This window comes from Pseudomonas sp. W2Jun17, assembly GCF_023127795.1.
Lineage (GTDB): Bacteria > Pseudomonadota > Gammaproteobacteria > Pseudomonadales > Pseudomonadaceae > Aquipseudomonas > Aquipseudomonas synxantha_A.
In genome coordinates, this window is record NZ_SPKO01000029.1 from 1 (window position 1) to 11,878 (window position 11,878).

General features: G+C 58.7%; 10 protein-coding genes and 1 pseudogene. 5 read left to right on the forward strand and 6 right to left on the reverse strand.

Features of this window, described 5'->3' with window-relative positions:
- Positions 1-311: 311 nt before the first annotated feature.
- Positions 312-833 (reverse strand): annotated as a pseudogene (locus tag E4O98_RS17135) (hypothetical protein).
- A gap of 94 nt (positions 834-927) precedes the next feature.
- Positions 928-1,314, reverse strand: a complete 387-nt coding sequence (locus tag E4O98_RS17140) for a TIGR03067 domain-containing protein (RefSeq protein ID WP_248135761.1) — start codon at positions 1,312-1,314, stop codon at positions 928-930.
- A gap of 338 nt (positions 1,315-1,652) precedes the next feature.
- Between E4O98_RS17140 and E4O98_RS17145 the strand changes: the two genes are divergently transcribed.
- Together E4O98_RS17145 and lpxO are read left to right on the forward strand one after the other, a co-directional pair.
- A complete protein-coding gene (locus E4O98_RS17145; RefSeq protein WP_103735219.1) occupies positions 1,653-2,990 on the forward strand; it encodes a Wzz/FepE/Etk N-terminal domain-containing protein in 1,338 nt (445 codons plus the stop codon).
- Positions 2,991-3,254: 264 nt separating this feature from the next.
- Positions 3,255-4,154 (forward strand): lipid A hydroxylase LpxO, encoded by a 900-nt coding sequence (gene lpxO / locus E4O98_RS17150; protein ID WP_032875099.1) that lies wholly within the window; start codon positions 3,255-3,257, stop codon positions 4,152-4,154.
- 19 nt (positions 4,155-4,173) lie between these two features.
- On the opposite strand, the gene ligD is transcribed toward lpxO, so the two are convergent.
- Both ligD and E4O98_RS17160 read right to left on the reverse strand, forming a co-directional pair.
- Complete coding sequence (ligD, locus tag E4O98_RS17155; protein WP_223018249.1) at positions 4,174-6,693, reverse strand: DNA ligase D; 2,520 nt, start codon at positions 6,691-6,693, stop codon at positions 4,174-4,176.
- A 24-nt stretch (positions 6,694-6,717) separates the two neighbouring features.
- Positions 6,718-7,557 carry a Ku protein gene (locus tag E4O98_RS17160; RefSeq protein WP_248135762.1) on the reverse strand — a complete coding sequence of 280 codons (840 nt, stop codon included), beginning with the start codon at positions 7,555-7,557 and terminating at the stop codon, positions 6,718-6,720.
- A gap of 184 nt (positions 7,558-7,741) precedes the next feature.
- Here E4O98_RS17160 and E4O98_RS17165 point away from each other — a divergent pair, with 184 nt between their 5' ends.
- Both E4O98_RS17165 and E4O98_RS17170 read left to right on the forward strand, forming a co-directional pair.
- Complete coding sequence (locus E4O98_RS17165; protein WP_032875107.1) at positions 7,742-8,056, forward strand: hypothetical protein; 315 nt, start codon at positions 7,742-7,744, stop codon at positions 8,054-8,056.
- Positions 8,057-8,068: 12 nt separating this feature from the next.
- A complete protein-coding gene (locus E4O98_RS17170) occupies positions 8,069-9,226 on the forward strand; it encodes a PQQ-dependent sugar dehydrogenase (RefSeq protein WP_032875110.1) in 1,158 nt (385 codons plus the stop codon).
- A gap of 62 nt (positions 9,227-9,288) precedes the next feature.
- On the opposite strand, the gene E4O98_RS17175 is transcribed toward E4O98_RS17170, so the two are convergent.
- Positions 9,289-9,768 (reverse strand): nuclear transport factor 2 family protein, encoded by a 480-nt coding sequence (locus tag E4O98_RS17175; RefSeq protein ID WP_248135763.1) that lies wholly within the window; start codon positions 9,766-9,768, stop codon positions 9,289-9,291.
- 56 nt (positions 9,769-9,824) lie between these two features.
- Complete coding sequence (locus E4O98_RS17180) at positions 9,825-10,376, reverse strand: TetR/AcrR family transcriptional regulator (RefSeq protein WP_005788500.1); 552 nt, start codon at positions 10,374-10,376, stop codon at positions 9,825-9,827.
- Between the two features lie 125 nt (positions 10,377-10,501).
- Between E4O98_RS17180 and pssA the strand changes: the two genes are divergently transcribed.
- Positions 10,502-11,845 (forward strand): CDP-diacylglycerol--serine O-phosphatidyltransferase, encoded by a 1,344-nt coding sequence (gene pssA / locus E4O98_RS17185; RefSeq protein ID WP_223018254.1) that lies wholly within the window; start codon positions 10,502-10,504, stop codon positions 11,843-11,845.
- The last annotated feature ends 33 nt before the right edge of the window (positions 11,846-11,878 follow it).

The window sequence follows — 11,878 nt, forward strand, 5'->3', positions numbered from 1 at the left end:
CGAACAGCCCCAGGTAACCCGTCAGCACCGGTCAGTGGGCCGGGTAGTCGGCTATGTATGTATGGACTCGCCCCCACTTTCAACCCGCTTTTCAAACATTGGTACCCGGTTGCATCTATGTATCAGGCCTATCCGAGGAAGCTCCAAACAGCTTCTGGCCAACATTGGATCAGCTCGCGATCTGCCCATTACAAAAAGGCCTCAAGGGCCGGTAGGAGCACAGGCATCAATTCGCGACGGTCTGACCAGGGGTCAATGTTCGTTAGCACGGGTTGGAGCGGCTAAACGCCCCGGTGGCAGAACTCTGTAAATCAGTGGCTCACAGCAGCCTCCTGACTATTGCCTGGCTGACGTCGATAAGTCTGGTCGTTTTGCAAGAGCCGCCAGAGGATACGCAGGTTGCGGTTGGCCAAACGCACCGCCGCCTCCTTGCGCCCTAGGCGAGATACCCAACGCTGTAGCCACTGGTCGTCGGGCTGTTCTGAATCCGGTCGCACCTGTCTTAACACGGCGTGGGCCCCCTGGACCGCCAGGCTGCGCAAATACGCATCACCCTTCTTGCTCATCTTGCCGAAATTGCCCTATGCCTGCAGTAATCACGCCCATGCCTGAGCACCTGGCCCGGTTTCCACCAGCACCGTCACGCTTGCTGGAAGCTTAAGAAGAAAGGTTTGAAAGGCCTCTCGTGACTTAATCCGATCCTCGAATATCACCTGTCCGAGCGCATTCTCACCGGCCACCTGGAAGACCTTTTTGGCAAGGTCTACCGCGACGTTTACGCAAGTAGATACATCGGCTGACAAAGACTGATTGATCGTCGTATGCTTTTTCATGGGCTCGCCCTCGCTGTCGTTGGCTTCTATAAGAATGCCACCGTGGCGCATAGACGCCTCGGCTTGGGCGAGTCCATCTAATTACAGAGGTAACTCATGAGCGCCGCACAAAGGTGCGCATGGTTTGCCCAGGGCCGGTGCTGAATACGGTGGGCCTGGGCATGCCTTCATCCGCTGCGATAAATACGAAATCATCGCCGTCGAGCCGGTAACTGGCGGGAAGCTGCTTGCCCGCGTCATCGCCGATAGCGTCAATCCAGGTAATGCTTTTGGGCGTGGTACTGGCATCCAGGAAAAAACGGCCCGCCAGCAGTTGATCACCATTGACGGTGGTCACTTCGAAGCGATCGCCCGTGATGGTGGTAATAGCCCCTGGCGCACTGTGGGCGTCGGCGGGGTTGAGGATGCCACTGTCTTCAAGGGCAGTCTGCTCCCAGGTGCCTTGTAAGCCGCGTAAATCGAGAGTTGAAACAGACAGCATGCAAATTCCTTATTGCTGATCAGGGAAGCGCCCCGTTGCATCAGGTACGCAACCACGACGTAGGCGGATAAGTTTTTTCTTTAGAAGACAGCTATTTGACAGCATTTTGATGTTCTATTGACTATGCTTGCAAGCGCGCAAGTCCGACAATGCTGCGCCATTTGTACTACTCCTCGATATAAAACCGAAATAATCCTTGGAAATGTGGGATATTTCGGCTGGCTAAGTGGTCACATCGCCACCGGTCCGGCGTATCCAGGGCGTTGTCCCTGATTTTTGAAGCCATTTAGGTTTCTGAGAATGATGGCCTTTTAGTATTATTTTAAGGTGTTCTTATTTTGAATCGCACTTCCCCGCTCCCGCCCTCCGTAGCGTCTGATGAAATTGACTTGTTTGAATTGTTTCACGCCATCTGGCGACAAAAAAAGCTGGTAGTCGGATGTACGCTTCTGGTGGGCGTATTAGGGGCAGGGTACGCGTTCCTGGCACCCAAGACTTATGAAGTCAGCAGTGTGCTGCGGCCTGCGGCAATCAATGAACTGGATGCGTTGAACCGTTCGGAAGTCTATAAGTTGCCTCCCGCTGACGCCCTGATGAAAGTGGGAGCACAGTTAGACTCTTACGAGGCGCGCTTGGGATTTTTCAAGGAACACGAGGAATTGTTCAAGGCGTTCAAGAAGCCGGGGCAGAGCCTTGAGCAAAGCTTTGAGGCGTTCAATCGAAACTCTGTCAACCTGATCTTGCCGGACCCGAAGAAATCAGACTCGCTGAGCAGCTATATTCGCTTGGAACTGCAATACCCGACAGACGTTGATGGTGTCGCGATCCTCAACGGCTTTGTAGACTACGCCATCGCCGCCGAGCGTCAGCAGGTTGGCGCCGACCTCAAGGTGATCGTCAATAACCGCTTGAGCGAACTCAAAGGCAAGATCGACGCCGCCCGTGACAACTACGATACGGAAAAGGAATCCAAGATCGCCAAGTTGCTCGAGGCTGACCGACTCAAGCGTGCCCAGTTGCAGGATGAGCTCAGCGCGCTGCGCTTGCAGATGAAGATGGAGCGTACCAATCGCCTGGCCGAGCTGGCGGAAGCCATCGCCATTGCCAAGTCCATGGGCATCCGCACCCCGACGACACCATCTTCCATGGCGGACTCCACGCGCAGTGGGTCGAGCCAGGTCATGCGCACAGAGGTGAACAATCAGAAGATCCCGCTGTACTTCATGGGCACCGAGGCTCTGGAAGCCGAACGCGCTGCGCTGCAACAGCGCACCAGCGATGACTTCACCAACCCGCGAATTGCCGAGATCGGCAAGGATTTGCAACTGCTCGAAAGCAACCGCGAAGTCGAGGTGCTGCGCAAGCGCGGCAATGAGGACATATTCCTGCAGGACGTCGAGCCGCTTCGTGCTGAAGTTGCCAGGCTGCGTGGCTTGAACATCGACATGAGCAACCTCAAGCTGGTAACGGTCGACCGCCGCGCCCAAGAGCCTCTGGCGCCGATCAAACCGAAAAAATCGCTGATCATTGCTTTGAGTCTGGTGGGCGGCCTGTTGGTGGGACTCATGATCGCGCTGATTCGCTACTTCATCCGCAGCCGCAGCCAGGCCGTACCTTTTACGGCGTTGGGAGACGGCAGTTTGCCCCGCCGCGAGATTAAGGACACCCCGCAATAATTTCAGCAAAACCTTTAAGCAGGTGGGCGGGAACGCCCGCCTGTTCCCTTCCCCAGCACACTCAGTAGACAGCTTTTCACAATTCTTAGTTAACCTTTGGTTACAAAGTATGGCTAAATAACGGCCAATGGTTACACGCCGCAGGTCGCCCAGCCTGCCGTGTCACCTGTACGTGAATTGTGATTTCAGGTGCTGCATATCCATCCTCGGCCGTTGTGGGCCCGCAGGAGCAGCCTGTTCTCTCCCTGACTTGTGACGAATCCCTTGAAACTCATCATTGTTGCTCTCTACGTTGCCTCCATTGCGTATGTACACCTGCGTGGTCGGGTGCGACACAAGCTGGGTCGCCAGCTTAGCGATCACTCGACGTTCCTGGCGCCGATCAACTGTTTCCTGTACTTGTTCTCCAAGCAGCCCAGCCGTCCCTATCTGTCGCCCAGCGATTTTCCAGACCTGAGCCCCCTGCAGGAACATTGGCAAGAGATCCGCGAGGAAGGCCAGAACCTGATGCGGGCCGGGGAGATCAAACGTTCGGATCAGTACAACGACGTGGGTTTCAACTCGTTTTTCAAGTCGGGCTGGAAGCGCTTTTACCTCAAGTGGTATGGCGACAGCCACCCTTCGGCGATGAAGCTGTGCCCGCGCACCACCGAGTTGGTGCAAGGGATCGGCTCGATCAAGGCCGCGATGTTCGCCGAACTGCCGCCGGGCTCCAAGCTGGTGCGCCACCGTGACCCGTACGCGGGCTCCTATCGGTATCACCTGGGGCTCGATACGCCCAACGACCCGGGGTGCTACATCAATGTGGATGGCGAGAGCTATTACTGGCGCGACGGCGAGCCGGTGATGTTCGACGAGACCTACATTCACTACGCAGAAAACACCACCCAGCAGAACCGCATCATTCTGTTCTGCGATATTGAACGCCCGATGAAGTACCGCTGGGCGGCGGCATTCAACCGTTGGTTCAGCCGCAATGTAATGGCCGCTGCAGGCTCGCCCAATGATGATGGCGACAAGACCGGCGGCCTCAACCGCGCCTTTACCCGCTTGTACAAGATCCGCCTGCGCGGCAAAGAGCTCAAAAAGCGCAACCGCACACGCTACTACCTGGAAAAATGGGCGATCTTTGCCGGTCTGGCGCTGATCTTCATTCTTATCTGAACCCTGTGCCGGGCGCGAATCACTGCGGTGGTTTTGCGCCCAGCTTGTCCCACATCTTCTTGCCGATTTTCTGCCGATTGGCATAGCCGGCCCATGGGTCGCCCTTCAACCCCTGCAGACGCTCATGCAGGTTCGCCACCGTCCACTGCTGGGCCCCGCGCAATCCTTTCAATTCTTCCCGACTGACCGGCACCGATACCGGCAGACCCGGCCGCGCACGCACGGAGTATGCCGCCACAGTGCTGGCGCCACGGGCGTTGCGCAGGTAGTCGATAAAGATCTTGCCCACACGGTTTTTAGGGCCGCTGGTGGCGGTAAAGCGTTCGGGCAGTTGCTGGCTCATAAATTGGGCGATGGCCTTGGCGAATGCCTTGACGGCGTCCCAGCCATCACGCCGGGCCAGCGGCACGATCAGGTGCAGACCTTTACCGCCGCTGGTCTTGACGAAGGCTTGCAAGCCCAGCTCATCCAGCACCGACAGGGTCAGTTCGGCCGCTTCCAACATGGATTTCCAGGGCAGGGCCGGGTCCGGGTCGAGGTCCAGGACGAACAGGTCAGGGGTTTCAATCTTGTCCGTAGTGGCGCCCCAGGTATGCAACTCGACAGTGCCCATTTGCACGGCGCCGGCCAGCGCCTCTGCGCTGTCTACCTCCATCAGGCGTGCATGACCGGGATCCAGGGCCTGATCCAGTTGCTTGATGTGGGGAATTGCCAGGCGTTCGGAGTGCTTCTGAAAAAACTGCTCCCCTTCGATGCCTTCGGGTGCGCGCAGCAGCGACACAGGACGACCGCGCAGGAACGGCAGGATCCATTCGCTGATGTCGGCGTAGAACTGCGCCAATTGCTGTTTTTGCGTGCCACTGTGCTTGTCGATAATGCGATCGGGGTGGGTGATTTTCACGTTCTTCACCGCTATGTCGGCTTTATCGGTTTTCTGCTTGTTCGAGGCATTGACCGACTTTGCCGCACGCGGCTGTTCATGAATGATCTGCGACGCAGGCTTATCAGTGCGCAGCCCCACAAAGGCCGCCTGGCGCACCACGCCTTCACGCGTCCATTCGGCGAATTGCACTTCACCCACCAGGCGCGGCTCGACCCAATGCACGCCACGGGCCTGGGTGCTGGTCAAAGGCTTTTGCAAGGGCGAGTCCTTGCGCTCCAATGGCGTGAGCTTGGCGTAGATGGATTTCAACGTGGCCTGATCAAATCCGGTGCCCACACGCCCGGCATATACCAGCCCGGTTTCATCGTTGACGGCCAGCAGCAGCGCGCCAAACCCGCTGCGCGAACCCTGAGGGCGGGTGTAGCCAACAATCACAAACTCCTGGCGCAGGCGGCATTTGAGCTTGATCCAGTCAGCACTGCGGCGGGACACATAGGGGCTGCCTGCACGCTTGCCGATCACGCCTTCGAGCGCCAGGTCGCAGGCGCTTTCGAAAATATCGCGGTGGTTGGCGGCAAAGGCTTCGGAGAAACGCAGCAGTTTGCTTTTGCTGCCGGCGAGCGCAGCTTTAAGCGCAGCCCGACGCTCCTCGACCGGATCTTCGCGTTGATCACGGCCGTTCAGGAAGGGGGCATCAAACAGGTAATAGACGATGTCCAGGCTGCGGCCGATATCGAAGGCATTCTGCAACGCCTGGAAATCCGGCAACCCGTCGCCGTTGAGGCTGACCACTTCGCCATCCAGCCAGCTGTCCTTGAGCTTGAGGGCTTGCAAGGCTTTGGCCTGGCGCGGCAGGCGTTCGGTCCAGTCGTGGCCGTTGCGAGTGAACAGGCGCACTTCACCGTCATGGATGCGCGCGAGAATGCGATAACCGTCGAACTTGATCTCGTAGCTCCAATCGCCCTCGGGGGCGCGATCGACCAAGGTCGCCAATTGCGGGGCAAATTCTTCGGGTATGGCGCTCACTTGCGTGCGGGCCTTGGCCTTTGGCGCTGGCTTTTTTTTGACTGGGACCTTGGCCTTGGGCGTGCCGACCACCGCATCGCTGAGCACGCTGGCAGGCTCGGCGTCGACAATATCGTATTCAGAAGCGGGGCGTGCCTGCTGGTCTTTTTCCTTGATCAGTAGCCACTGCTCCTTGTCGCCACTACCCTTGAGTCGGGTGCGTACCAGGGTCCAATCCCCAGCGAGTTTTTCGCCCACCAGCGTGAACTTGAGCTTGCCGGCCGCATAGGCTTTGCGCGGCTCGTCATGGGGTTGCCAGATACCTCGGTCCCACACAATCACATCGCCTGCGCCATATTGGCCGGCTGGGATGCTGCCCTCGAAACCGCCATAGCTCAGGGGGTGGTCTTCAACGTGGACCGCCAGGCGCTTCTGGCTTGGGTCCAGGCTCGGGCCCTTGGGCACCGCCCAGCTCAACAGCACGCCGTCGAGTTCCAGGCGAAAGTCATAATGCAGGTTGCGCGCATCATGCTTTTGAATCACGAAGCTCAGCGCCGAGGCTTTCCGCTTGCTGGCGGGTGAGCTGCCGGCGGGTTCGGCGGTGATCTTGAAATCGCGCTTGCGGTTGTATTCGCTCAGGGGCTTTGCCATGTCGCGCTCCAGTCAATGGCAGGCTCAAGAGGCCTTTTTGTTGGATTTCTTCGCGGCGGGCTTTTTCGCGGCGGGTTTGCCCGCCAGGCTGCGTTTAAGCAGTTCGGTCAGGTCGATAACGTCGGCGGATTTGCGCTCTTCGCTGTCTTGGCTCGACTCCACGTCTTCGATCTTGCCGGCCTTGGCCTTTTTCGCCACCAGCGCCATGATCTTGTCCTGGAAGCTGTCGCGGTACTCATCGGGTTGCCAGTCTGCACTCATGTCTTCCACCAGGCGCTTGGCCATGTCCAATTCACCCTTGGCCAGGGTCGGTTTGGTTACATCGGCACCGAGTTCCAGCTCGTCCAGGCTGCGCACTTCTGCGGGCCAGCGCAGCATCACCAGTACCAGGGCCGATTCGAGCGGCATCAACGCGGCCAAGTGCTGTTTGGTATGCAGCACCACATTGGCCAGGGCGACCTTGCCGGTTTTCTTCAGGGTTTCGCGCAGCAGTGCATAGACCTTGCCGCCACGTTTGTCCGGCGCCAGGAAGTAGGGCGTGTCGATGTTTTGCAGGGGGATCTGGTCAGCGGCGACAAACGCGATGATCTCAATGGTCTGGGTCGATTTCGGATGGGCCGAGCGAATTTCATCTTCGCTGAGCACCACATAACGGTCCTTCTCAAAGGCGACGCCCTTGACGATATGTTCCTTGGTGACTTCCTTGCCCGTGGTTTTGTTGATGCGCTTGTAGCCGACCGGGTCCATGCTGCGTTTGTCCAGCCAGTCGAAATCAACGCCTTGGGAAGATGTCGCCGAGACCAGCGACACCGGGATATGAACCAGACCGAAACTGATAGCGCCTTTCCAGATTGCCCGTGGCATAACTCCGATTCCTTAAAAAGTGAGCCTGTTCTGGTGACTCGCAGGCCGCGGCAAAAGTTTCGGCGGGCAGATGCTCGGACAGATCGTGTTACACCTGATGAGAAACTATTTAGTGTCGCAAGCCGAACCCATGGCGTAGCGTGTTATCGAAAGCACGTAGTACTCGGCATAGAGAGGCTCCGTCATGAATGCTTATGTACGTTATCTTGCAGTACTTGCGCTGGGCCTGGCCCTGGCGCCTTGGGCCCAGGCGCAAAACCTGCCAGGCCAATACGACACCAACAACAGCCCGATTCACCGGGCCAACCCCAATAGCATGCAGGGCACTCAGCCCAATGCACCTGCGGCCGGCGTTATCCAGACTGCGCCCACCGGCCCTCGGCCGACCGTGGAAAACCGCGGAATCGGCAATACGTATCCCAAGCGCGACGTCGCTCCCAGTCGCCCGGCCACCGAAACCAAAGCACCCACCTATGATGCCAACGGCAATCGCCGGTAAGGACTTCGCCTTATGTTTCTACGCAAAACTCTGCTAGCGGCTGTCTGTGCCGCCACGCTGCTGCCGCTGACCACCGTGTATGCCGCCGATAGCCAGCAGTTCCCCAGCGAGCAAGGCAGCATCACCGTCACGCCGATCGCCAAAGGCCTGGATCATCCCTGGGCGCTGGCGTTTCTACCGGATCGGCAGGGCTTCCTGGTGACCGAGCTTCCCGGGCACCTGCGATTTGTCAGCCCCGACGGTAAGCTTTCCGCTCCGTTGAAGGGGGTGCCGCAAGTGTGGGCCAAGGGGCAGGGCGGGTTACTGGATGTGGTGTTGTCACCAGACTTCAAGCAGGACCGTATGGTCTACCTGTCGTACGCCGAAGGCGGCGGGCAGGATGGCAAAGCCGGAACCGCTGTGGGGCGCGGGCGCCTGTCTGCTGACATGAGCGGCCTGGAGGACTTCAAGGTGATCCTGCGCCAGGAGCCCAAGCTGTCTACCGGCAACCACTTCGGCTCGCGCCTGGCGTTCGATCGTGACGGCTATCTGTTCGTGACCCTGGGCGAGAACAACGACCGCCCGACCGCCCAGGACCTGGACAAGCTGCAAGGCAAAGTTGTGCGCATCTATCCAGATGGCCGCGTACCGGATGACAACCCCTTCGTCGGTCAACCCGGTGTACGTCCCGAGATCTGGTCCTACGGCCAGCGTAACCCACAGGGCCTGGCGCTGAACCCGTGGAGCGGCACGATCTGGGAAAACGAGCATGGGCCGCGTGGGGGCGATGAAGTGAACATCATCGAGCGCGGCAAGAACTACGGGTGGCCGCTGGCGACCCACGGCATCAACTACTCTCTGCTACCGATTCCCGAAGCCAAGGGCAAAACGGCAGAAGGCACGGTGCAGCCCCATCATGTCTGGGAGAAGTCCCCGGCCATCAGCGGCATGGCGTTCTATGACGCCGACCGGTTCAAGGTGTGGCAGCACAATCTGTTTATCGGTGCGCTGGGCACTCAGGAGTTGATTCGGTTGCAGTTCGAGGGTGACAGGGTCGTTCACGAGGAACGTTTGCTGGGCGAGTTGAAAGCGCGAATTCGTGACGTGCGGCAGGGGCCGGATGGGTTTCTGTATGTGCTGACGGATGAGGATAATGGAGTGTTGTATCGGGTCGGGCTGAATCAGGACTGATGCCTTTCGGTAATCGCTTTTTGTAGGAGCGAGCAAGCTCGCTCCTACAAAGGGTAAGAGAGCTACAGCCCTAGGTCTGACAAGCCCGGATGATCATCCGGGCGACGCCCCAGCGGCCAGTGGAACTTGCGTTCGCTTTCCTGGATCGGCTTATCGTTGATGCAGGCAAAGCGGTTGGCCATCAGGCCGTTCTCATCGAACTCCCAGTTTTCATTTCCGTAGGAACGAAACCAGTTGCCGGAGTCGTCATGCCACTCATAGGCATAGCGCACGGCGATGCGGTTGCCGGTGAACGCCCACAACTCCTTGATCAATCGATAATCCAGTTCCCAGGCCCATTTACGGCTCAGGAACTGCCTGGCTTCTTCGCGGTTGTGGGCGAATTCGGCGCGGTTACGCCACTGGGTGTCCAGGGTGTAGGCCAGGGAAACCCGTTCTGGGTCGCGGGAGTTCCAGCCGTCTTCGGCCAGCCGGACTTTTTCGATGGCTGACTCGCGAGTAAAGGGCGGTAGGGGCGGGCGGGCTTGTGCATTGGCTGACATGGGGTGGCTCCTTAAAACAATAGGGTTGAATGATAGAAGTTGCCAATTCCGAGAATTCAAAGTCCCAATAACGTTCGCGCCATGCATTGCGCATTATCGGCAGCTGTTGAATCACCCATGATCAGGGCAACGGTAATGGCGCCATCGATCAGGATCAGCAGTTGCGCGGCCTGCTGTTGCGGGTCGGGGGTGCCATGTGCTTGACACAGTTCAAGTGCGTACTCGAACAGTTTGTGTTTATGGGCCTTGGCCAGAAGGCGCACCGGATCTTGAGCGTTGCCGGTTTCGCCACTGGTGTTGATAAAGGCGCAGCCGCGAAAATCCGCGGAACCGAACCAGCTTTTCAGGGCGCTGAACAGCGCCAGCAAGCGCTCGCCGCTGTTGTCGCTGCGTTCCACTTCGCTGCGCAGCCACTGCATCCAGCGTTCGTCGCGACGCTGCAGGGCGGCAATCACCAACTCGTCCTTGTTGGCGAAATAGCGATAGATGCTTTTTCTCGATACGCCAGCGGTTTTTACCAGCAAGTCCATGCCGGTGGCGGCGATGCCATGGCGATAGATCAGCTTTTCGGTGACGTCGAGGATAATGTCGCGGGTTATGTCGTTCATGCTTACTACAGTAGAACGATCGTTCTTCTTGGTCAACCGGCTTTTTTCCATGCCGTACGGCGAGACCTGAGCAGCCCCATGGTGTAAGCTCTGGACCTCTTCGGATTCGACCCATTGCGAGCCCTATGCCGTCGTTCTTCAAACGCTCCCTGTTGCCCAAACTACGCGGTTTCCCGCTGTCCCCGGAGGCCATCGAGGTGCTGTCCGGCGCCGATGCCTATCGTCGCTGCCTGCTGGAAAAAATCTCCCAGGCGACGCGTCGCATCTACATCGTCGCCTTGTACTTGCAGCACGACGAAGCGGGGCAGGAGATCTACGACGCGCTTCACGCTGCCAAGGCGGCACGGCCGGAGTTGGACATCGTGGTGATGGTCGACTGGTTGCGCGCCCAGCGTGGCTTGATTGGCGCCGGCAAGCAGCCGGGCAACAGCGCCTGGTACCAGGCCATGACGCAAAGCCACGCCAGCGAAGTGCCGGTGTATGGCGTGCCGGTGCAAACCCGCGAGCTGTTTGGCGTATTGCACCTCAAGGGCTTTGTGATCGATGACAGCGTGCTGTACAGCGGCGCCAGCCTCAACAATGTGTATTTGCACAAGTTCGACAAGTACCGCTTTGATCGTTACCACCTGATCCATAGCCAGGTGCTGGCCGATTCTATGCAACACCTGATCGAGCACGGCCTGGTGGCATCCAAGGCCGTGCACCGCCTGGACCTGCCCAACCCGCCGACCACCCGCAGCCTGCGCAACGATATCGGCGACCTGCGCAGCCGTCTCAAGCACGCGGCCTATGACACCACGGCCGGGCAGTTGCCCAATGGTCACCTCTCGGTGAGCCCGTTGCTCGGCGTTGGCAAGAACAACCCCCTGAGCCGGGTCATTCTGGAGCTGATCGCCAGCGCCCAGCAGCAGTTGACCATCTGCACCCCGTATTTCAACCTGCCGTTGCCGGTGACCCGCGAGATCAACCGCGCCCTGGCGCGTGGAGTGAAGATCGACATCGTGGTCGGCGACAAGACGGCCAACGACTTCTATATTCCGCCCAGCGAGCCGTTCAAGGTGATCGCGGCCTTGCCTTATCTGTATGAGATCAGCCTGCGCCGCTTTGCCAAGCGTCACCAGCCGATGATCGACAGCGGCCAGTTGAACCTGCACCTGTGGCGCGATGGCGACAACACCTACCACCTTAAGGGCATGTGGGTTGACCAGCGCTATACCTTGCTGACCGGCAACAACCTCAACCCCAGGGCATTTCGCCTCGACCTGGAAAACGGCTTGCTGATCGACGACCCCAAGGGCCAATGGCTGGAGCCGCGACATACCGAGCTGGCGCAGATCTTCCAGCACACCACGCGTATCCAGGGCTACCAGCAATTGCAGACGTTGGTTGATTACCCGCCGGCAGTGGGTAAATTCCTGCGTCGGGTCAGCCGAGTGCGCATTGAGCGTTTGCTGTACCGCATTTTGTAGCCGTTATCCCGCAGGCAAAAAACACCCAGGCCC

What these genes read in the sequence shown, in the direction of transcription:
- pssA (WP_223018254.1), top strand. Translation starts at nt 10,502, where the DNA reads ATGCCGTCGTTCTTCAAACGCTCCCTGTTGCCCAAACTACGCGGTTTC.
- E4O98_RS17160 (WP_248135762.1), bottom strand. Translation starts at nt 7,557, where the DNA reads ATGCCACGGGCAATCTGGAAAGGCGCTATCAGTTTCGGTCTGGTTCAT.
- E4O98_RS17165 (WP_032875107.1), top strand. Translation starts at nt 7,742, where the DNA reads ATGAATGCTTATGTACGTTATCTTGCAGTACTTGCGCTGGGCCTGGCC.
- ligD (WP_223018249.1), bottom strand. Translation starts at nt 6,693, where the DNA reads ATGGCAAAGCCCCTGAGCGAATACAACCGCAAGCGCGATTTCAAGATC.
- E4O98_RS17180 (WP_005788500.1), bottom strand. Translation starts at nt 10,376, where the DNA reads ATGAACGACATAACCCGCGACATTATCCTCGACGTCACCGAAAAGCTG.
- E4O98_RS17170 (WP_032875110.1), top strand. Translation starts at nt 8,069, where the DNA reads ATGTTTCTACGCAAAACTCTGCTAGCGGCTGTCTGTGCCGCCACGCTG.
- E4O98_RS17140 (WP_248135761.1), bottom strand. Translation starts at nt 1,314, where the DNA reads ATGCTGTCTGTTTCAACTCTCGATTTACGCGGCTTACAAGGCACCTGG.
- E4O98_RS17175 (WP_248135763.1), bottom strand. Translation starts at nt 9,768, where the DNA reads ATGTCAGCCAATGCACAAGCCCGCCCGCCCCTACCGCCCTTTACTCGC.